Below are 23,006 nucleotides of genomic sequence, written 5' to 3'. Positions count from 1 at the left end.
GCTATGGACCGCGCCTTCTTTTTCGACCGAATTCGACATTTGTGAGAATTTTGGGAGACAGCTTCTTTATAATAAACAGTTGATAGTGACCCCTAATCAAGCTGAGGAATGGGTAGTCTAGTTGGCTTCCGTGCAGGAGGATGCATCCGTTACCGGTTGCAAGGTTGCAGTATAGGATGAAGCTTGGGAATAGCCAATAAATCAAGAAGGAGTTGAAGAATGTGTTGAGATTCGTAAGTTGGAACTGGAAAAGAATTAGACAAGAGATGACAAACGTAATTCACAGTGTGCCTACAGGAGAATCCTGACCGGCAAGGTTGACGAAAGGAAAATAGATAAATTTTCGGGAGGCAGCAGTAAATGAATAGGATATATAAGAGAAGTATAGCTTTGTTATTAATTGTCGTTCTATTTATCGGTATGATGCCTGGTTTCGACGGGACGGCGAGGGCGGCTGCGCAAAAAACTATCTATACAATCGATACGATAGCAGGCACCGGCACTGGCGGATACAGTGGTGACAACGGTCCGGCAGCGGCTGCCTTGCTCAAGAATCCGGTTGGAGTAGCGGTGTATGGCAGCGGCAATTTCTATATAGCCGACACGGAGAATCACCGCATCCGACAGATTGACGCAAGCGGACAGATCACCTTGCTCGCGGGCAACGGAGTTGCAGGATACAGTGGGGACAACGGTGCGGCGACGTCTGCCAGTTTCAGAAATCCTGGTGGAATTGCGACAGACGGCAGCGGCAATGTCTATATAGCCGATAGTGGCAATCACCGCATCCGAAAGGTAGATGCGAGCGGGAAGATCACCACGATAGCGGGTACCGGTACTGCCGGATACGGTGGAGATAACGCTACGGCGACGTCTGCACTGTTGAAAGATCCAAGCGGAATAGCAGTGGACGGCAGCGGCAATGTCTACATAGCTGATTATGGCAATCACCGAATCCGGAAGATCAATACGAGCGGCAAGATCAGCACGATAGCGGGTGTCGGAACCGCAGGATACAGCGGGGATAACGGCGCGGCGACGTCTGCTCAGTTGAATGGTCCCGTCGGAGTGGCAGTGGACAGCGGCGGCAATGTCTATATAGCCGATATGAATAATCACCGCATCCGAAAGGTAGATGCGAGCGGGAAGATCACCACGATAGCGGGTACCAACACTGCCGGATACAGCGGTGACAAGGGGGTGGCGACGTCTGCCGAGTTGAACATGCCCAGAGGAGTAGCGTTGGACAGCAGCGGTAGTGTCTATATAACTGACAGATCTAATCATAGTATCCGGAAGATAGATCCAAGCGGGCAGATCGATACGATTGCGGGCAACGGCACTGCCGGATACAGCGGTGATAACGGTGAGGCGACGTCTGCCCAGCTGAAGTACCCTGGCGGACTGACGGTGGATAGCAGTGGCAATGTTTATGTTGCTGATCGTGATAATCACCGTATTCGGAAGCTGACGCCATCCATAGTGTCCATCTACACGGTGACTTTTGACAGTCAGGGAAGCGGCACAGTAATGCCAATCAACAATTTAAGAACGGGAACGGCAATCACAGCGCCGACAGAGCCGACAAGGACAGGCTATATTTTTGGCGGGTGGTACAAGGAGGCGACTTTCACGAATGCGTGGGATTTTGCCGCGGATAAGGTGACAGGGGACATCACTTTGTATGCGAAGTGGACGGTGAGGACGAGTGTCATTATGAGAAAAATCGACACGTTCGCAGGCACCGAGTTTGGATACAGTGGGGATGGTGGTGCGGCAGTGTCCGCCAAGCTCAGAAGCCCGTTTGGAATGGCGTTAGATAGCAGCGGCAATTTCTATATCGTGGATACTGGGGATCACCGCGTCCGGAAGATTGATGCAAGCGGGCAGATCAGCACGATAGCCGGTACCGGAGTAAGTGGGTACAGTGGGGATGGTGGTGCCGCGACATCGGCCCAATTGAATTATCCTAAAGGAGTGGCTGTAGACAGCAGTGGCAATGTCTATATAGCTGATCGTGATAACCACCGCATCCGTAAAGTGGATGCTAGTGGAAAGATCAGCACGATCGCGGGTACCGGTACGGGAGGATACAATAAGGACAATGTTGCGGGAACGACTGCCCAACTGAATCAGCCCCACGGAGTGGCGGCAGACAGCAGCGGCAATGTGTATATAGCCGATACGCTTAACAACCGTATTCGGAAGATTGATACGAGTGGGAAGATTACGACAATAGCGGGGAGCTCCCAATTTGGATATAGCGGGGACAACGGACCGGCGACATCTGCCGAGTTGAGACTTCCTTATGGAGTGGCGTTGGACAGCAGCGGCAATGTGTATATAGCTGATCTGGGTAATCATAGCATCCGTAAGGTGAATAAGAGCGGGCAGATCAGCACGATAGCGGGCACTGGCGGACTCACTGGTGGATACAGCGGAGATAAGGGGCTGGCGACGTTAGCCAAGCTGAAAGCACCCATTGGAGTGGCGGCTGACGCAAGCGGTAATGTGTATATAGCCGATAGTGGCAACAACCGCATTCGGATGATAGATGCGAGCGGGAAGATTGACACGATCGCAGGCACCGGCGATAAGGCATTGAGTGGAGACAACGGGCCGGCTTCGTCCGCTAAGCTTAGTGATCCTTACGGAGTTGTGGTGGATGACAGTGGCAATGTGTATATAGCGGATAGCGGCAATTACCGAATCCGGAAGATGACGCCGCCTGTAGAAACATTTGCTGTGACCTTTGACAGTCAGGGAGGCGGTACGGTAGAGCCGTACGACTTTGCAATCGCGGGAGCTACGATCACGGCGCCGACAGCACCTAGAGCACGGTTTGAAGATATTTTTGACGGGTGGTGTAAGGACGCGGCTTGCACCAATGAATGGAACTTTGCCACAGATACGGTTAATGGATTTATCGTACTGTATGCGAAGTGGAGACCTTCGGAGTATAAAATCGGTGGTGTGATAGCGGGCACAGGCGACAACGGATTCAGCGGGGACAATGGTGCAGCTGCTTCTGCCCAATTGAATTATCCCGGTAAAGCGGCGATAGACGGCAGCGGCAATATCTACATAGCCGATACGAATAATCATCGCATCCGGAAAGTTGATCCAAGCGGAACGATTACCACTATAGCGGGAACCGGTGCGGCGGGATACAGCGGAGACAACGGTGCGGCGGTATCCGCCCAGTTGGATAGTCCGGGCGGAATAGCGGTAGACAGCAGCGGCAATGTATACATAGCCGATACGGAAAATAACCGCATTCGGAAAGTTGATCCAAGCGGGAGGATCGACTCGATAGCGGGTAACGGCACACCGGGATATGGCGGTGACAACGGCGGGGCAACTTCTGCCCAGCTGAGCTTACCGGTTGGAATAGCGGTGTATGGCAGCGGTAATGTGTATATAGCCGATTCATATAATCACAGTATCCGGAAAGTAGACGCCAGCGGGCAGATCAGCACGATAGCGGGCTCCGGGTATCCGGGATATAGCGGAGACAACGGGCCAGCGACGTCTGCGAGGTTGACCTTTCCAAGAGGAGTGGCGGTGGACGGCAGCGGCAATGTGTATATAGCTGACTCGGATAATAACCGCATTCGGAAGGTCGATGCGAGCGGCAAGATTACTACGATCGCAGGCACCGGAACCAGCGGATACAATTGGAATGGGAAGAAAATGGATGCGAAGTCTGCGGATTTAAAGGGTCCTAGTGATGTAGCGGTGGACAGCAGCGGCAATGTGTATATAGCCGATAAGTATAATCATCAAATCCGGATAGTAAATACGGCGGGGCAGATCGACCATGTAGCGGGCGCGGGTACTGGGTATATGGGGGATTATTCCGTTGGAAACAACGGCTCTGCCGCGCTCTCTTTTTTCAATAAACCTGGCGGGTTGGTGTTGGACAGCAGTGGCAATCTCTATATAGCCGATACGAATAATAACCGCATCCGGAAGGTGACGCCGCCGGATACCTATACGTTAACTTTCGACAGTCAAGGAGGCGGCGATGTAGCACCGATCAGCCGTATCATTGTGGGGGACAAGGTTACAGCACCGACAGCACCGACACGGCAGGGATATACCTTAAGTGGATGGTACAAGGAAGCGGCATACAAGACGGAGTGGAACTTTACTTCGGATAAGTCGAGCCGGGATTTGACGTTGTACGCGAAGTGGACGCCGAATACCTACACAGTAACCTTTGACAGTCAGGGGGGCGGCGGGGTAGCATCGATTCAAGCAAAGACTGGAGAAACGATCACTGCACCTACAACACCGACGCGGCCGGGCTATACGTTTGGCGGATGGTACAAGGAAGCGGACAGCATCAATGCGTGGAACTTTGCTGCGGATACGATAAGCGGAATCGGCGATATAACATTGTATGCGAAGTGGACGCCTGCTCCGGTTGCGAATTCTGTGTTACACGTAGCCGCGCCAACCTTCAGTGAAGTCAGAGTCGGGTATGCGCAGCCGGAAGCTGGAGCACTGACCATCGTCAACAGCGGAACGGGCGACGCGGTGATCACCGCTGTTTACTCCAGCGACACAAGTAAATTCACCGTTGGAGGCAGTGGCAGTACCGTAACAGCGGGAGGCAGCATCACCAGCTGGATGCTACAGCCTGCGCCGGGATTGGGAATAGGCACGCACACGTCTGTGATTACCGTCACCTACGGCACCTATGGCACCTATAGCACGTATGGCACTGCAACAGCCAATGTAAGCTTGGTTGTCATCCAAGCCGGCGGATCCGGGAACAACGGGAGCAACGGAGGAAGCAAAAAAAATGGCGCTGCGCCAACTCCAACAACCGGGTCGAAACCAAATGAATACACAATTACCATAAACGGTAAAGAGGAGAAAATTGGTACTATCGACACAGTGAAGGTAGGCAACCGAACGGTGAGCACGATTACAATCGATCAAGCCTGGCTTGAGCAGAAGCTGCAGATCGAAGAGGCTGGCGTCGTCATCACGATTCCGATTACAGTTGATTCGGACGTCATCGTCGGCAAGCTGACCGGAGATATGCTGAAGAAGTTGGAGGACGAGTCTGCGGCGCTGGAATTCATCACTCCGTCAGCCTCGTACAAGTTCAAAGCTGGCGATTTGCCCGTCAAGGAAGCAGCGGCTCAATTGGGAGCCGGCGCGGACTTGGGCGAGCTAACCGTACAGGTGGAAATTGCCAAAGCAGATGCAGCGGCAGCAAGTCTTGTGGCGGATTCAGGAAGAGAAGCAGGGTTTACTGTCATGGTTGCTCCCGTCGAGTTCACGGTGACAGTCTCCTATAACGGCAAGAACGTCGTTATTCATCGTTTTAACAGTTATGTGGAGCGTGCCATCGCCATTCCGGACGGCGTGAGCCCGAGCCAAATCACGACCGGCGTAGTGGTGAATTCGGACGGTTCGTCCTATCCTGTGCCTACCCGTATGATGGTGAAAGAGGGCCGTAACTACGCAGCCATCAACAGCATGACCAACAGCCTTTACACTGCGGTACGGCATTCGCTGAAGTTTTCCGACGCAGTGAATCACTGGTCCGGAGAGGCCGTTAACGATATGGGTTCACGGATGGTCATCAATGGCGTGACAGAGGAAACGTTCCAACCGGACCGGGACATCACCAGGGCCGAATTTGCCGCCATCATGGTGCGCGCTCTGGGATTGGCCCCGGGAAGCAGTAAGACCGATTTTACCGATGTGGCGCAATCGGAATGGTATGCCGGGTATATCGGAACAGCGCAGGAATACGGATTAATCGACGGCTATAGCTCAACAAACTTCGCGCCGCTGGCCAAGATTACCCGGGAACAGGCAATGACCATCATTGCCCGGGGGATGAAGCTGACCGGACTGACACCTGCAATGACTAGTGAACAGACACTGGCCCTGTTTGCGAATTATGCGGATGGCAACGTAGCGGCGGAGTATGCTCGGGAGAGCATCGCGGCATGCTTGAAGACCGCAATAGTGCAAGGCCGGACTGCCTCTGAACTTGCGCCTAAGAGCAACGTCACCCGAGGAGAAGTAGCCATTATGGTGAAGAAGCTGCTGCAAAAATCGGGACTGATTGATTAAGCGACATAACTCACATCCCTTCCCAGGTCGTTGACACACGTCACCTTGGGAAGGGTTTTTTATTGTTACGTAAGTGGTTGATCGTAGTTTATGTACTATTTTTTCCATCAAAGAAGTCAATAAGCCCATCCGTTAATAGTCGATGAGAGCTGCTAATAAATCGATCCGTACAGTAGATGAGCTCCAGATGACGTACAGGCGTTGGTCCTGTAAATGGTATAGCTACAATATCGGTGCGTTCTGGATGCTGTTTAAGCAATTCTTTAGGCTGTATAGTAGCGCCTACACCAGCAGAAACTAATTGTAACAGTGAAATGGCTGAACTGGTCTCCATAACTGTAGCTAATTCAATCCCCTCAATTATGCAAACCTTATCAACCAAATCACGACCCAGAAAGCCTTTCGGATACATAACTAATGAATGCTGCTCCAGTTCTTGCAGCGTGATCTCCTTCTTGCTAGCGAGCTCGCTTGCTGAATTAGCGTATAGATAATAGGGCTCTGATCTAAGCGGAACTTGTATTAATCTTTTATCAGGTGGACCTTGTATTCCAATACCGATATCGACTTTATGGTTAAGCACTTCTTCTTGTACATGTATAGTAGAGAAAACTTGCAGCTGGATGTCAGGATATTTCATCTTAAATTGAACGAACAGTGGAACAAGCTGAAAATCCAAATCAGAGGGCAGCACGGCTAGCCGAATGGTTCCTCGTTCGCCAGACAGGAGTTCTTTGATAGCATCTTTGGCATCCTGTTCGGCTTGGAGCATCTTCACTCCATACAACCGCAGGAGGTTGCCGGCTTCAGTTGCGACAACCTTTTTACCGATGCGATCAAAAAGCGGTGTTCCTAATTCCGCTTCAAGTATGCGAATTTGCTGACTTAATGTAGGCTGTGAGATTCCAAGCTTTTCGGCAGCCTTTGTGAAATGAAGATGCTCAAATACGGCCATAAAGTATTGTATATTTCGAGAGTCCATGCAACGACTCCTTTTATCGATAGTTTTTTACTATCATAATAATATAAATTATAGGATTGAACAATGATATTTGAGTCGATATACTTGAATGAATGTTACACAGCTAAGAAGGAGGGAGGCAGAGCATATGAAAAATTATTATTTATTGTTAGCCATATTTATCGCAGCTTTAAATCTAAGACCGATTATTACATCTGTTGCTCCTTTAATTGGTACTATGCAAAGTGATCTGGGAATGAGTGGACTAACAGCAAGTCTGCTTACTACATTCCCTGTGTTATGCATGGGGATTTTTGCACCTGCGGCAACAGCGCTACGTGATCGAGTAGGTCTTGAACGTACCATTTTTATTGCATTAATACTAATTACTGGGGCAACCGCTTTGCGGGGCGTAGTTAGCTCAGTCTTTATATTGGTTGTAAGTGCTCTAGTTGGCGGAATCGGGATCAGCTTGGCAGGACCTCTGCTGTCCGGATTTATTAAAAAGTATTTCCCCACAAAGCCCGGTATTGTAAGTATTTATTCCGCATCCATGACCGTAGGGGCCGCATTGGCTTCTGCATTTTCTATTCCTATATACAATCGAAGTCATCACAGCTTAACGTTGACCTTGTCATGCTGGGCAATTTTAGGCGTTCTTGCAGTAATCGTGTGGTCGGTTTTTCTTCGAAATAGAGCTAATAAAGAAAGCTTCGTACGTTCCAAGCTTCCTATCCGTAATAAAGGAGCTATTCTGTTAACGATATTTTTTGGATTAATGGCAAGCATATTTTATTCTCTTACGGCATGGATTTCACCGATTGCACATAGCTTTGGGTACGGCCCGGCAAGCTCGGCTATGCTCCTTACGATTTTTACCATTATTCAAATTCCTGTATCATTAACGATTCCCTTTTTAGTATCCAGAACGGGTAAACGAAGATTTTTTCTAATCTTTTGCAGTGTGTCTGAGCTGGTAGGGATTGTTATGTTAGTACTCCATCTGCCAATGCTGCCAGCTGTAATATTCCTCGGAATTGGAGCAGGAGGATTATTTCCATTAGCCCTTATGCTGCCGATTGTCGAGACGGATACCCCGGAGGAAGCTGGGGCATGGTCGGCGATGTCTCAGTGTGGCGGGTACATTATAGGTGCGATGGGTCCATTATTAATTGGAGTGATTTATGACAGCAGTGGAAGCTATATGGCCGCCCTTCTCGCCATGCTTGTAATTATTGTTGCGATGATCGGAGTACAACTGCTTATCACCAGCCGTAAAACTGAAGGTCACACAAGCACCTAGTTACTTTTCCCGATAAATAAAGTAAATGCCAGTTACCCTCAATTCCGAAGAATGAGGGTAACTTTTTTGTATATTAGCGATTTTTGCCTGGAAGGGGGACCGGCTCTGCCAAGCCCAGCTCGTATTTGCCTACAGCTTCCCGTCTGCGATCGACCGGATCATGCAGGGTTAGCGTTCTGGCGTTGCGGTAATAAAGATCAAAACCATACTTTTGCGTTGCCGAGGAAGCTCCCATAACCTGAAAAATAGAATTCGTTACATCTAGCGAGACCTCGGTTGCTGTAATCTTGGCATGGGAAGCGGCAATATGAATGCTGCTGCGCAGGTCGGGATACGTCATATATGCCTGCAGCAACCGAGCGGCGCGAATGACCGATTGCTGTGCAGAGGCGAGCTTGGTCGCCATATCGGCTACGCGCAGCTGAATATAAGGATCTTCAGAAGCATGCGCATGCCCGCCCCAAGGACGAGCGCGTTCTTTAACGTAATTCAGCGCGTCACGATAAGCGCCCTGAGCCATGCCGACGAACTGGGCTGCGAAGTTGATCTGGAACTGGGCCGCGAAATAATCGGCGCATTCCTGGTAGCTGCCGGGCTTCCCGAATAAATGCTCGTTCGGAATCCATACGTTGTCTGCCGTCACATGACCGCTGCCGGTACCTCGTTGTCCGATCCCGTTCCAATCATCGGTGATCGTAACGCCGGGAGCGGACAACCGAACAATGGGCATCACATAACGGTCATCCTGGGTGCCTTCCACATCCCCGGACACCGAGCGCCAAAATGCCCATTTGGAGCCGGTAGACGAGGTGGCGAACTGCTTGCTGCCGGTGAGTCGATAGCCACTGCTGCCTTCGGCTTGTCGAAGCGTGCTGTCAAGCTGAAAGCGGTTCGGTCCTGCCTCACTGCCGAAGCTGGCAAACAAATGGCCATCCAACGCCTCCTGGAAAAAGTATCTCTGCTGCGCCTCATTGCCCATGGCATGAACGAGCTGCACACCCGTATGATGAAGTGTAAACACCTGCGAGGTCGATGAGCACCAGGAAGCGATTTCCATTAATGCGAGCGCGAGCATCAAGGTGTCACCGTATACGCCTGCCCCTGAACCGCCTGAGGATTTGGGTACACACAAGCCTGTTAAACCAGCTTGCCTAAGTGCGTTGATACCAACAGTCGGAAAAGTTCCGTCGCGATCGGTTTGTCGTGCTGCGGGTCCAATCTGTGTGCGCCCGATTCTGCGTATTCGCTGAACGAGATCGTACTGCTCGTTCGTATATTCGAATTGTTCGACACGGCTGGCGTGATCATCAAAGCTGAACATGTGACTTCCCTCCGGGTACATTCATTGATTTTATCGACCCGACAGCGTTAGCTCAAGCGGCTGGCGTCACGATAGACCGCGCCTGGATGATGATGAGGCAGCTTGGCTACGCCCTGGCCAAACAAACGCTCACGGAACGTGCCCGGTGCGTAATCCTTTTTGAAAATTCCTCTTTCCTGCAAAATAGGCACAACTAAATCGACGAAGTCGAGATAAGAGTCAGGCAGTATATAAGGCTCCAGATTGAACCCGTCAACATCGGTTTCTTCCACCCAACGCTCGATTTGGTCGGCTATTTTATCCGGTGTGCCGATGACCGTCAGCCCGCGAAATCCTTTGGTAGAAAAATCGTCGATCACATCCTGAACCGTTTTGCGGCTTTGGCTGTGCTTGGTAAAGCGATCGGTATGGGTTTGTCCCTGCTCGGTGTGGATATTTTCAAAAAATGACTGCGGGTCCAACTGCGTCAAATCGATCCCCGTTACGCTCTGGTAGCTGAGCAGAGTCGCTTCCTTGCTTTTGTAATGCTCGTATTCCTTATATTTGCGCTGCGCTTCTTCCTCCGTACGGCCGACGATCGCTGAGAGTCCGGTAAACACTTTAATGAAGCTTGGATCTCTGCCGTACGATTGGGCAATATTGCGGATATCCTTGACTTGATCGCGCAGCACCTGTGTTGTCGGTGCTTTAAGGAAAACACCCTCGGCGTGCCGGGCCGCAAAGGCTCGTCCGCGGGCGGAGCTACCAGCCTGAAATAAGACCGGGGTACGCTGTACTGACGGCTCTGTGCCGTGATAGCCGGTCAATTTGAAATATTTGCCGTCGTGGACGATTTTGTGAACCTTGGCAGGGTCGGTGTAGACGCGGTTTTCCCTGTCCATACGTACAGCATCATCGTCCCAGCTGCCTTCCCACAGCTTATAGCTCAGCTCCAGATATTCATCGGCGATATCATACCGTTCATCATGGGGAACAAATACATCACGTCCGAACAAATCGGCAGCCGCTTTACTGCTGGTCGTTACCACATTCCAGCCAATTCTTCCTTTGGTTACATGATCAAGCGTAGAGAAGCGGCGTGCATTGGCATAAGGCGCCTCATAGGTTGTCGAGGTCGTCATCGTAAACGCAATATGCTGGGTAGAAACAGCCAAAGCCGGGATGATCAGCATGGGATCGTTCGAGGGGGAGCCGGAAGCTTCGCGGAATGCCAGCTCCTCTTTCTGCTTCGGATAGCCATACGAATCGGCGAAAAACATAAAATCAAATTTACCTCGTTCCAAAATTTGCGCAATCTCGATCCAGTAGTTGATGTCCTTGTAGTTCACCCGATTTTGATTGGGATGTGCCCAGATGCCTTGGGTCAAATGATTGATGCCGTTGACTTCAAAAACGCCGAGATGAATTTGCTTCATGGGGATTCCACCTTTATCCATTGTATTTAAATAGAGTTAACCGATTGGAATAATAAATAATATCGTATGAAAAGCATAAAACATAGGTCATGATTTGTAAAATTGAAAAAAGCAAACAGCGAATTTAGTAATTATAAATTGACTGAAGGTTTCTGTTAAAAGTATGGATAATCGGTCAGTTTATATTTTATAAACAGAACGATTAGTTTTTCCAATTATACATATCGGATTGGATGAATTATTATTGCGTTATGCAAAACCAGAAAGCAGATTCACATCGATGATGTGGGATAAGGGGGTTAGCAGCGATGAGTACGACTTTGCAAACGGGCTATGAGCTGCCTGAGGCTTTCAAGGCACAGGTGATTGAATGGCGGCGGCATTTGCACCGGAATCCGGAGCTCTCGTTTCAGGAATTCAAGACGGCGGAATTCGTTGAGGAAACACTTCGAGGTTTTGGCGGACTTGAAATCAGCCGTCCGACACCAACCAGCGTACTGGCGAGGCTGATCGGGCCGCGTCCCGGCAAGGTGCTGGCAATTCGCGCTGATATGGACGCGCTGCCGATCCAGGAGGAGAATGAGCTGGAATTCGCATCCGCCGTTCCAGGTGTCATGCATGCCTGTGGCCATGACGGTCATACGGCTATGGTACTGGGCGTAGCCAAGCTACTGACTTCGAGACGAGAGCAGCTGAGTGGAGAAATCCGATTCATATTTCAGCATGCTGAAGAAATGCCGCCTGGCGGAGCGCAGGAAATGGTGGATGCGGGAGTGATGGAAGGGGTGGACTTCGTTGTCGGCAGCCATCTCAGCTCCAAGCTTGCGCTGGGCCGGATCGGTATCGCCTATGGAGCGATGATGGCTTCACCCGATAATTTCACCATCACAATTCGCGGAAAAGGCGGACATGCGGCTGCTCCTCATTTGACGGTCGATCCGATTATCATCGGAGCCCAGGCCGTTATCAACCTGCAGCATATCGTTTCCCGCAATATTGATCCTATGGAGCAGCTTGTCGTATCCGTAACGCAATTTATCGGTGGCTCAGCCAATAATGTAATTCCGGGGACGGTCAAGCTCGGAGGTACGGTACGGAGCTTCGATCCCCATATACGCAGTGCGGCTCCCAAGCATTTTCACAGGATTCTACGTGGGATTACCGAAGCGCATGGAGCCGAATACGTGCTGGAGTATGAATATGGCTATAGTCCAGTGCTGAACGAGCAGGAAATTACGCGTGTTGTCGAACAGGCAGCCGTTGATTTATTTGGGCGGGAAGCCGTTGTGCATATTCCGCCCAGCATGGGAGGGGAGGATTTCTCTGCTTACCAGCAGGTAACGCCGGGCGTGTTCTTCAATATCGGGGCCGAGAATAAAGACAAAGGCATCGTCTACCCTCACCACCACCCAAGATTCACTGTAGACGAGGATGCCTTGGCTATGGGTGTGCAGGTATTTCTGCGGACTGCTGATAAGCTGCTGGATTGGTCTGAATAATTTATTTTTTAATAACATTACAACATTGGGTACAGGAGGCAATTAAATATGTCAACACAGCCAAAAATCGTTTTATGGAGCAAGCAGGAATGTCCTTATTGCGATCAGGTCAGGAATTATTTGAAAGCAAACCAATACGAGTATGAGTCCATCGATGTGGAAGGACATGATATCCTAAGGGATGTGCTCGAAGCCAAGTACAATATTCGCCGTATCCCTGTAACGGAAATTGGTGGCGACGGCCAATATCAAGCCGTGTTTGGTGCCGATTTAACGCGCCTGGCTGAAGTGCTGGAAGCCTCGAAATCATCCAGCTCATAACGCCGGTTCATATTACGATTTTAAGGCTGCCATACGGCCTGAAGTCAAGCAGAAAGACTGTCCCGTCAGGCTATGATGGAACAGTCTTTCGTTTTGTCCCAAATTAGTCTCAGGCCATTCGGTAAATCATACTCGAATGAGCCACTTTATGGCGAGAGATGAGAAACTGCTCGACTTCCTCCATAAAACGGATGACAGCTGTTCCTTGCGGGGGATCGTATCGCCTTCTCAATATTCCGATTTGAAACCCTTCGTGAAGATCAACGATTGGCTTGAGCAGAGTTCCCGGAATTTCCGGATAAATCGCTACTATCGGTGCCAGTGCAATACCGAGATTAGCCTGCACGTAGTATTTGAGCGAGGAGATGTTGGCGACCTCGATGCTTTTGTGCAGCTCATCGATTTTTTCGGATATGATGGATTCAACTTTAATACGTATCGGGCAGTTGCCCATCGTCATCAAAAACTTCTCGTTTTTCAATTCCTTGACTGTGATTTCTTTCTTGTTGGACAAATGGTGGGTCTGCGGAATCAACAGTGCCATCGGTTCTTTCAGAAGCGGTTTGAACTGAATTTGCAAATTGGCCTCGGGCTCGGTGCATACGGCAAAATCGATCAGATCGTTCGCAAGCATTTCGCTGAGCTTGTTGCTCGTTCCACTCATAATACTGATCTGCACCTTCGGATACAGCTTGACGAACTCGGGCAGCAGCGTGGGCATAAACTCGCTTACCCAAGGCTCGGAGCCGCCGATGCGCACAAGTCCTGCTTCACCATGCCGAAAATCGGTAATGGCATCGCACAAATATTCGTACTCCTTAAGCATTTTGTCGGCCCGTTCATAGAAAATGCGTCCTGCTTCCGTCATCTTGATCGTTTTGGCTCGAACCAAAAGCTCGACCTCCAGCTCTTCCTCCAGCTTTTTAATATGCATGGTTACCGTCGGCTGCGAGTACTGCAATGCCTCAGCGGCTTTTTGAAAGCTGCCAAGCTTGACGATCATCTGGAACGTTCGAATCATACGTATTTCCATGCTGCTACCTCCGTTATCAAGTAAATTTACGTTTTCTAAACTATTCGTTTATTTTTTTCAATTATACATAATGACGATTCTGCTTTATTATATCAAATATAAACATAATTAAAACAAGCGGATTACAGGGAATTGTGAACGAAGAAAAACAATTCGGCAAACAAGGCTTTATTTTACGCGAAACTACACTATTATGCTTCAAGGGGGAGAACAGCACATGAAAACACATCGCAAGCTTACAATTATTACTTTATTATTATCAGCCTTACTGGTTACAAGCGCATGCTCCAAAACCGACTCGGCTGCAACCGGAACCGCAAGCACTGGCGACAAGGATACGAAAGAGGTCGCAACTGTAAGTGAAGTCAGGTACCCGCTCTCGCTCACCTTCGCCTCGTTAGATCCGCATCTGGTTCCTACGGGCGGCGTGGCCAATATCGACAGACACATTTATGAGCAGCTGGTCGCCTTCAATACGAAGTATGAAGCAATTCCGGTACTCGCTGAATCGGTTGATATTAGCAATGAAGGTAAAACGTACACGTTTCCGCTGCGCAAGGGCGTAAAGTTCCACAACGGCAAGGAAATGAAGGCTGAGGATGTGGTAGCCTCGCTGAATCGTTGGAAAGAAATTACGGCCCGTGCCAAAACGTCGATAGGGGCCTCGAATTTCGAAGCGAAGGACGAATACACCGTTGTCCTGAATCTTAATCAGCCAAGCAATGACATCCCGTCTCAGCTGGCCAGCTATCTGCAGTTTGCTGCTATTATGCCCAAGGAGGTTATTGCAGGAGCGGATGCGAAAGGTGTCAAGGAATTCATCGGCACCGGACCTTACAAGTTTGTTGAATATAAGCAGGATCAGTATGTGCACGTCGCCAAGTTCGATGATTATAAATCGGTGGATAAGCCGGCGGACGGGGTAACGGGCAAGAAAGAAGCGTTTATTAAGGATATATACTTTGATCTCGTTCCCGATACTTCGACGATGTTCTCAAGCTTCTTGGCAGGCAACTATAACTTCGCCGATATTACGGTAGATAACCTGAATCAGGTGAAAAGCCTTCCGGATGTAGAGGTGCAAAAGGTTTTGTCTTCCGACTACAATGTCGTGTTCAATAAAAAGGCGCCAATTACCTCCAATCTGAAGTTCCGTGAAGCCATTGCCGCCGCTCTGGACGTGGAAAAAATTCTTGTCGGCTCTACCTCCGATCCGAACCTGATTCAACTGAATCCAAGCTTGATCAACAAGGATAGTACGGACTGGTACAGCGAGGCGGGCAAGGAGAAATACAATCAGAAAAATCCCGAGAAGGCCAAGCAGCTGCTGAAGGAAGCAGGCTATAACGGTGAAGAGCTGAAGCTCCTGACAACTCGCGATTCGGGTGGCGTATTTTATAACCCTACCGTGCTGGTCAAGGATCAGCTTGAAAAAATCGGTGTGAAATCGAAGCTTGAGGTGTACGACTTTACTACGATGATCAGTAAAAGAAGTGATCCGAGCACCTGGGATATTTATGTAGGATCATTCGCATTGCAATCCAGTCCGTCCCAGCTGCTTTATCTTGGAAAAACGTACGGCTGGCCTGAAGATGAGAAGCTGCAAAATCTGGTTAAAGCGACGACGACCGCTTTGACTAAGGAAGACAAACGGAAAGCGGCTGATGCGCTCCAGGCTTACGAATATGAGTACCTGGCGGCCATTAAGATCGGCGATTTCGCTACCTATAAGGCAGTTCGTAAAAATGTTACGGGCTACAAATATTTTGAAGGTCCAATTTTGTGGAACACGAAAGTTCTTAAATAATCGGCGATGAAAGAGGAGAAGCGTATTGGCGATTTATTTGCTCAAACGAATTTTGCACCTGTTTCCCGTCTTGTTCATTTTATCGATTGTCGTGTTTTTCATTATTTATCTGATTCCCGGAGATCCCGCATCCGTTATGCTCGGGGATGGAGCCAGTCCGGAAATTGTTGAACAGCTGCGCGAGCAAATGGGGCTGAACACGCCCTTATACCTGCAGTATGTACACTGGATGTCCGATGTGCTTCACGGTAATCTCGGCAATTCTTACTTTATGAAGAAGTCGGTGACGGAAACGATCATCGAGCGGCTGGGGCCGACGCTATCGCTGGCGATTCTTGCGGAAATCATTGCGGTCATTATTGCTATTCCGGTAGGTATATTTGCAGCTGTGCGTCATGGCTCGGCCGCCGATAAAACAGTCACGGCGTTTTCCTTGTTCGGCATTACGGTACCGGGATTTTTATTGAGCTTGTTTTTGATGCTTATTTTTTCCGTTGAACTCAAATGGCTTCCTGTCGCAGGCTACAAGCCTTTAAGCGCGGGGCTGTGGGAGCATCTGCGTCATTTGATTTTGCCGGCCGTTGCGCTTGGCGTTGTGCATTCAGCTTTTCTGGCACGTATTACCCGATCGTCCATGCTGGAGATTTTGAATGCAGGTTTTATTAAAACAGCCCGCTCCAAGGGGGTAAAGGAACGTTCAGTGATTTACAAGCATGCGCTGCGGAATGCATTTATTCCTATTCTAACGATTATCGGCCAATCGTTTGGTTCGCTGATTGCGGGAGCGACGGTCACGGAAACGATCTTCAATATTCCCGGACTCGGACAGCTGCTGGTTAATTCGGTACAGCGGCGGGATTATGCAGTCATTCAGGGAGCGGTCCTGTTCGTGGCGTTCCTGACCGTCATGATTAATTTGCTGGTTGATTTGCTATATGCAGTGATTGACCCAAGAATAAGACTGAACCGTTAGCATAAAGGAGCTTGGTTATGGCAGCAGATAACGCAAAAAGCCATGCAATCGGCAGCTATACGGCACCGTCGGTAGCACCGGAGCTTGGCAAAGAGCAGCGCAGGCGAATTTTCCGAAGATTTATTACGAACACAGGAGTCGTTGCAGGCAGTGTGATCCTGTTGATCATTATTGTGCTCTCCTTATTTCCTGAATTGTTCGCCACACATGATCCCTATTTGATTGATGTGGCAAGTCGATTTCAGAAGCCCAATGCTGAGCACCTGTTCGGGACTGATAATTTTGGCCGTGATGTATGGAGCAGAGTTGTGTATGGGGTGAAAATTTCGGCGGAGGTCGGATTCGCGGTTTCCATTGGCTCTTCGATTCTAGGCTTGATCATTGGCTTGTATGCGAGCTATTACCGGACGCTGGATCATCTGTTCATGAGAATTTCCGACGGCTTGATGGCGTTTCCCGGTATCCTGCTTGCGCTTGCGATTATGGCGATGCTTGGACCGAGCATCCGTAATCTGGTCATCTGTCTGATTGCTGTTATTACGCCGCATGTAGCGCGAGTTATCCGTTCGACTGCTCTCATTATTCGGGAGCAAACCTACATCGAGGCGATGAAAGCCTTAGGCGCGTCGTCAACGCGAATCCTGTGGGGGCATATTGCGCTCAACTCCATTTCGAATCTGATCGTGCAGGCCTCTTTTATATTTGTTGAAGCGATCATCGTGGAGGCGGCGCTCAGCTTCCTTGGCGCAGGCGTGCCTTTGCCTACACCGAGTTTGGGCAACATGCTGATTGACGGCAAAATGTATATTTTTAACTCATGGTGGATGACGGCCTTCCCGGGTGCAGCGATCCTCGTATTGGCGCTAGCTTTTAACTTGTTTGGTGACGGCTTGAGAGATTTTCTGGACCCGCACACGACAGCTAAGAAATAAAGTCATAACTATTTATACAAAGGGGTGAGGCTTCCTTTGAAACAAGCGCATTTGTTGGAAATCAAGGAATTGAAAACCCACTTTCATACGGAAAAAGGACAGGTTACCGCAGTGGACGGGATCAGCTTTCATATCGATTCAGGCGAATTCATCGGGATCGTAGGTGAATCCGGCTGCGGCAAAAGCGTTACCTCACAGTCGGTTCTCCGGTTATTTGATGAAAAAAGGACGGTACGCTACGAGGGTGAGGTGCTGTATCAAGGGGAGAATTTGCTGCAGGCATCAAATGCAAGAATGCAGGCGATCCGGGGCAATGATATTTCAATGATTTTCCAGGACCCACTCAGCTCCTTGAATCCGGTGTTTACGATTGGTGACCAAATCGCCGAGACGCTGCTGCTCCATCAAAAAATCTCCCGTAGGGAGGCGCGGCAAAAAACGCTTGAGCTGCTCAAGCTGACTGGTATTTCCGCTCCTGAGCAGCGAATTGACGACTATCCCCATCAGCTTTCAGGTGGAATGAGGCAGCGAATCATGATAGCTATTGCGCTTGCCTGCAGACCTCAGCTGCTTATAGCGGATGAACCCACTACCGCACTCGACGTGACCATCCAGGCACAAATTCTGGATTTGCTGACCGAACTAAACCGTGAGTTCGGCATGAGCGTCATGCTCATCACCCACGATCTTGGTGTCGTCGCGGAAATGTGCAGTCGTGTCATCGTGATGTATCTTGGACAAATTGTCGAGGAAGCCGGTGTGATGGAGCTGTTCACGAGGCCGCTGCATCCGTACACTATCAGCTTGATAAAATCGATCCCGCGTCTGAATGGTGACCGCTTGGAGGAGCTGCATGTGGTCGAAGGAAATGTACCATCGCTGCATCATATCCCTGCAGGGTGCCGCTTCGCAGGCAGATGCCAGTATGCAGACGAACGCTGCCGCAAAGAGGAGCCGCCATATATGCGTACGGACGACAATCATGCCGCGCGCTGCTGGTATGCCGGGCAGTTTTCGGGAGAATTACTGGACAGCATTACGGCTGAAGACGCAGCTCGGGAGGTTACTCATTATGCCGGGGATTGAGCCTCATCCTCATCAGGAACCCATTAGAACGGCACCTCTTGACCAGCAGCCACTGCTGGAAATCAGGCACCTGAAGAAATATTATAAGGCTGGCGCTTCGTTTGGATTGAACAAAAATGTGGTCAAGGCGGTGGATGATGTCTCCTTCCACTTATGGGAGGGGGAAACCTACGGTCTTGTCGGTGAGTCGGGCTGCGGGAAAAGTACTCTTGGCAAGTCGCTGCTTCGTCTTAACGACGTTACATCGGGCGAGGTGCGATTCCGCGGAACCGATATCCTGAGCTTGTCCAACCGCGCCTTGCGCCCGCTGCGTCAGCAGCTGCAAATGGTATTTCAGGACCCTTATACGTCATTGAACCCGCGTAAACGAATCGGCAGTATTCTTGAGGAATCGCTCGTGATTCATGGTATTGGTTCACGCCAGGAGCGTGAGCAGCGGATATTTGAGATTTTGGACAAGGTCGGGCTGCAGCCTGAATACTATTACCGTTATCCGCATGAGCTGTCGGGCGGGCAGCGACAGCGAATCGGACTGGCTCGGGTGTTGATCCTGAATCCGAAGATCGTCATATGCGATGAACCCGTATCTGCCCTTGACGTGATTATCCAGTCGCAAATTATTAATCTGCTCAGGAAGCTCCAGGGGGAGCTCGGACTCACCTATCTGTTCATTGCTCATGATATTAGCGTGGTCCGGCACATATCGGATCGGATCGGTGTGATGTATCTCGGCAAGCTCGTGGAAGAGGCCGAGACCGATAGTCTGTTTCTCAATCCGCAGCATCCGTATACGAGGGCATTATTGTCGGCGGTGCCGATCGCTGATCCGACAGTCAAAAGGGAGCGGATTATACTAAAAGGTGATCTGCCTTCACCGCTGCATCCTCCATCGGGCTGCGTGTTTCATACGCGTTGTCCGTTCGTCATGGATGTGTGCAGGCAGGAAATGCCCATACTGCGTGAGGTAGCACCCAATCACAGGTCTGCCTGTCATTTGCAGGCTGAAATAACGAAATAATATGATATAAAAAGGAGCAAACCTGATATGACAACACTTAACGAGTATTTGGTTCAAAAAAAAGCGGCGGTAGAGGCCAGAGCTGCACAGGCGGAACACAACACCGAGGTCATTGTTCACCGGGCCAAGGTGCGTGCGGCCGGTAGAAGCGGTGTCCGTGAAATCAGAATCCGGGATTTTCAAATTATTAGCGATAGCCCGGACGACTTTGCCGGATATAATCTCGGACCCAGCTCACCGGAGCTGCAGCTTGGCGTGCTGGGCAGCTGCCTGACGCATATAACACTAATCCAGGCATCGATTCGCGGTGTTTCACTGGAAACACTGGAGGTTGAAGTAACGGGGGAATTGCATCCGCTTGCCGGCAAGCCTGGTTATGAAGAGATTCCCGTGTACCCGCACAATATCGCTTATACGGTTACTTTGGGTTCAACTGAAACTGATGAAACGATTCAGGCGCTGCGCGAAGCCGTTGAACGGGTGTGCCCGATCTACAACCTGTTGGTGAATCCGCAAACTATCCAAGGTCAGTTCGTTAAGAAATCTTGATGGGATACTTTTAGATTTACAATTCGGTCAGTATTTGCTATCATAAGCCTAATATTCAAATGCGATGAAGAGAAAAGTAAATAAATTGATTTTTTCACAGAGAGCTCCGGTAGCTGAAAGGGAGTAAAAAATGATTTATTGAAGAAAGCCTCTGAGCTGCACATCGGAACCGGACAAAAGGGATGGTGTGACAGGAGCTCCTGTTATAGAGCTAGAGTATAAGCATTCTATGTAATGCCGTACTTGAAGAGGCTGCTACGGCGACGTATCAGCAAATCTGGGGTGGTACCACGACGAATTTAACAAATCTCGTCCCCAAGACTATAAGTCTTGGGGGTGGGATTTTTTTGTTTGCACGTAACTATCTGTAATTGAATTGTATGTACTATCCAATCAGAAGGGATGCTGGTTATGAGTCGATTAAAAGCCGCAATCGTAGGAGCAACAGGAATGGCAGGGCAGCAATTTGTTCTGGCGCTTACAGAACATCCGAATTTTGAGGTCGTCCAGATGGTTATCTCACGCAATGCAGACAATTATGAAAAAGCCCTGATTGAAGCCAATGGCAGTTCAAGGTGGACACAGAGCTTACCCATACCTGAAGATATGAAAGGTATTCCTGTCGTTTCTTCAAAAGACTTTTCACCTGAAAAGCTGGATGTGATCTTTACAGCTGTAGAGTCAGATTTGGCAAAAGAGCTTGAGCCGTGGTTTGCTCAAACCACCCCTACGTTTTCAACAGCTTCTGCATTTCGTTATTTTGAAGATACACCGCTTTTGATCACAGGAGTTAATGATGATCACGCACAATTAGTTCAGATACAACGTATGCAGCGGGGGTGGAAAGGTTTTGTACTCCCTGTGCCTAATTGTACGGTTACAGGACTTGCCATAACACTTAAACCTTTGCAGCAGCATTTTGGCATTAATAATGTGCTAATGGTTTCGATGCAGGCCGTGAGTGGAGCGGGAAGAAGTCCCGGAGTAAGAACGCTGGATATTCTGGATAATATTATTCCTTATATTCCGAATGAAGAAGGAAAAGTAAGAATTGAATTATTGAAAATATTGGGTGAATTCAATAAAACTTCCATAGAACAAGCGAAAATAAATGTTAACTGTTTGTGTACAAGAGTGAATGTACTTGATGGGCATACGGAAGCCGTTTTTGTAGGATTGGACAAGAAAGCGGATATCGCAGAAGTCAGGGCAGCGATACAAGGCTACAATCCGTATAAAAACAGAAAATTGCATTCGGCTCCGAACAATATGATTCATGTGTATGAGGACCCTTACAGGCCACAACCAAGGCTGGACAGGGAAATCGGGGATGGCATGACTACCAGCCTGGGACGACTAGAGGAAGATCCTGTATTGGGCGGGGTTAAATACGTGCTCGTTTCACATAACACCAAGATGGGTGCGGGCAAAGGCGCCGTACTGCTTGCTGAATCGATGCTTGAGCAAGGTATCTTATAGTAGATAAACGTTAAAACCCGCTGGATGGATTCATTCGGCGGGTTTTAACGTCATCATAGGGTATACTGGACTCTTATAGTAATAATTACTATTTAATTGAAAGGTGTTGTTTGGTCTTATTAAGTCGTAAAAACGTTATTTAACGTCGGAATTGGGGTAGGGAAAGCTGTTTCATTATCTTATAATTCTCTATATAAAGAAAGCGCTAGAGACAAGGGAGAGGAAACGATATGGAACAAGCAGAAACTGTCCAACAAAATGCTTTGAACCCTTCATATGCAAGGACATGGAAGAAATTAAGGCGATATAGTGTACTATTTATTATGATGGTGCCAGGTCTTCTTTACTTATTCATCAACAACTACTTGCCCATGCTGGGGATTGTTATCGCCTTCAAGGATATTAATTTTACGAAGGGGATATTAAACAGCGATTGGATTGGCTTTAAAAACTTCGAGTTTCTTTTTAAAACGACAGATGCGTATATCATTACCAGAAACACGTTATTATACAATATATCTTTCATCATTATGAATCTGATCGCGGCAGTGGCGTTAGCTATTTTATTGAATGAGCTGAAAAATCGCTTCTTGTCACGATTCTATCAAAGCGCTGTACTCTTGCCGTATCTGATATCTACCGTCATCATCGGCTATCTCGTATTTGCTCTACTTAGCGGCGATTCCGGAATGATGAACAAGCAAATATTGCCGATGCTGGGCATCAAGGAAATCAGCTGGTATGGCGAGACCCAATATTGGCCCTATATTTTAACAATAGTAAGTGTCTGGAAAGGTGCCGGTCATTTATGTGTTATTTTTCTGGCGGCAATCGTCGGCATCGATAAAGAATATTATGAAGCAGCGACAGTGGATGGGGCATCCCGCTGGCAGCAAATCCGAAGCATTACACTTCCACTCATTACACCTGTCATTACGATCATGACGTTGTTTGCAATCGGCCGCATTTTTTACTCCGATTTTGGATTGTTCTATCAGGTTCCGCTGGATGCAGGCGCTCTGAGCTCTGTGACCAACACCATTGATACTTATGTATATCGGGCCTTGCTGACGCTTGGGGATATCGGGATGTCTTCCGCAGCCGGCGTATATCAATCCGTAGTCGGATTTGCATTAGTGATCTTGTCCAATTATATTGTGAGAAAAATCAATAGCGATAACGCGTTATTTTAAAGGGAGCTATTCAG

16 protein-coding genes and 1 other annotated feature are annotated in these 23,006 nt (G+C 49.0%); of the genes, 12 read left to right on the top strand and 4 right to left on the bottom strand.

Annotated features, from left to right (window positions below; translation table 11 throughout):
* Positions 1-360: 360 nt before the first annotated feature.
* Positions 361-6,102: an NHL domain-containing protein gene (locus tag BK127_RS43035; protein ID WP_076233742.1), complete on the top strand. Its 5,742-nt coding sequence runs from the start codon at positions 361-363 to the stop codon at positions 6,100-6,102.
* 88 nt (positions 6,103-6,190) lie between these two features.
* Here BK127_RS43035 and BK127_RS22385 read toward each other — a convergent pair whose 3' ends face one another.
* Positions 6,191-7,084, bottom strand: coding sequence for a LysR family transcriptional regulator (locus BK127_RS22385; protein ID WP_076233741.1), 894 nt, complete (start codon positions 7,082-7,084; stop codon positions 6,191-6,193).
* Positions 7,085-7,211: 127 nt separating this feature from the next.
* Here BK127_RS22385 and BK127_RS22380 point away from each other — a divergent pair, with 127 nt between their 5' ends.
* Positions 7,212-8,366, top strand: coding sequence for an MFS transporter (locus tag BK127_RS22380; protein ID WP_076233740.1), 1,155 nt, complete (start codon positions 7,212-7,214; stop codon positions 8,364-8,366).
* A 73-nt stretch (positions 8,367-8,439) separates the two neighbouring features.
* On the opposite strand, the gene BK127_RS22375 is transcribed toward BK127_RS22380, so the two are convergent.
* A complete protein-coding gene (locus BK127_RS22375; RefSeq protein ID WP_076233739.1) occupies positions 8,440-9,687 on the bottom strand; it encodes an acyl-CoA dehydrogenase family protein in 1,248 nt (415 codons plus the stop codon).
* Between the two features lie 47 nt (positions 9,688-9,734).
* On the bottom strand, positions 9,735-11,102 hold the full coding sequence (locus BK127_RS22370; protein ID WP_076233738.1) for an LLM class flavin-dependent oxidoreductase: 1,368 nt from the start codon (positions 11,100-11,102) through the stop codon (positions 9,735-9,737).
* Between the two features lie 308 nt (positions 11,103-11,410).
* Here BK127_RS22370 and BK127_RS22365 point away from each other — a divergent pair, with 308 nt between their 5' ends.
* Positions 11,411-12,601: a M20 family metallopeptidase gene (locus tag BK127_RS22365; protein ID WP_076233737.1), complete on the top strand. Its 1,191-nt coding sequence runs from the start codon at positions 11,411-11,413 to the stop codon at positions 12,599-12,601.
* A gap of 48 nt (positions 12,602-12,649) precedes the next feature.
* Complete coding sequence (locus BK127_RS22360; RefSeq protein ID WP_076233736.1) at positions 12,650-12,922, top strand: glutaredoxin family protein; 273 nt, start codon at positions 12,650-12,652, stop codon at positions 12,920-12,922.
* Positions 12,923-13,031: 109 nt separating this feature from the next.
* On the opposite strand, the gene BK127_RS22355 is transcribed toward BK127_RS22360, so the two are convergent.
* Positions 13,032-13,955 carry a LysR family transcriptional regulator gene (locus tag BK127_RS22355; protein WP_076233735.1) on the bottom strand — a complete coding sequence of 308 codons (924 nt, stop codon included), beginning with the start codon at positions 13,953-13,955 and terminating at the stop codon, positions 13,032-13,034.
* A 217-nt stretch (positions 13,956-14,172) separates the two neighbouring features.
* Between BK127_RS22355 and BK127_RS22350 the strand changes: the two genes are divergently transcribed.
* From BK127_RS22350 to BK127_RS22315, 8 genes are all read left to right on the top strand, one after another.
* Positions 14,173-15,762: an ABC transporter substrate-binding protein gene (locus tag BK127_RS22350; RefSeq protein ID WP_076233734.1), complete on the top strand. Its 1,590-nt coding sequence runs from the start codon at positions 14,173-14,175 to the stop codon at positions 15,760-15,762.
* A gap of 25 nt (positions 15,763-15,787) precedes the next feature.
* On the top strand, positions 15,788-16,735 hold the full coding sequence (locus BK127_RS22345; protein WP_076233733.1) for an ABC transporter permease: 948 nt from the start codon (positions 15,788-15,790) through the stop codon (positions 16,733-16,735).
* Between the two features lie 17 nt (positions 16,736-16,752).
* Positions 16,753-17,667 (top strand): ABC transporter permease, encoded by a 915-nt coding sequence (locus BK127_RS22340; protein WP_083689485.1) that lies wholly within the window; start codon positions 16,753-16,755, stop codon positions 17,665-17,667.
* A gap of 36 nt (positions 17,668-17,703) precedes the next feature.
* The gene (locus BK127_RS22335; RefSeq protein ID WP_076233732.1) at positions 17,704-18,753 is read left to right on the top strand and encodes an ABC transporter ATP-binding protein; all 1,050 of its coding nucleotides are present in this window, start codon (positions 17,704-17,706) and stop codon (positions 18,751-18,753) included.
* Positions 18,740-19,771: an ABC transporter ATP-binding protein gene (locus BK127_RS22330; protein ID WP_076233731.1), complete on the top strand. Its 1,032-nt coding sequence runs from the start codon at positions 18,740-18,742 to the stop codon at positions 19,769-19,771. Before BK127_RS22335 ends, BK127_RS22330 begins: the two co-directional genes overlap by 14 nt.
* Before the next feature lie 27 nt (positions 19,772-19,798).
* Entirely contained in the window at positions 19,799-20,320 is a 522-nt protein-coding gene (locus BK127_RS22325) for an OsmC family protein (protein WP_076233730.1), read from the top strand.
* 55 nt (positions 20,321-20,375) lie between these two features.
* Positions 20,376-20,640: a binding site (T-box leader), on the top strand.
* Between the two features lie 91 nt (positions 20,641-20,731).
* Complete coding sequence (asd, locus tag BK127_RS22320; protein WP_076233729.1) at positions 20,732-21,799, top strand: aspartate-semialdehyde dehydrogenase; 1,068 nt, start codon at positions 20,732-20,734, stop codon at positions 21,797-21,799.
* A 230-nt stretch (positions 21,800-22,029) separates the two neighbouring features.
* Complete coding sequence (locus BK127_RS22315) at positions 22,030-22,992, top strand: ABC transporter permease (RefSeq protein WP_076233728.1); 963 nt, start codon at positions 22,030-22,032, stop codon at positions 22,990-22,992.
* The last annotated feature ends 14 nt before the right edge of the window (positions 22,993-23,006 follow it).

Source organism: Paenibacillus sp. FSL H7-0331, assembly GCF_001956045.1.
This window is presented reverse-complemented; position numbering and strand designations above follow the sequence as displayed.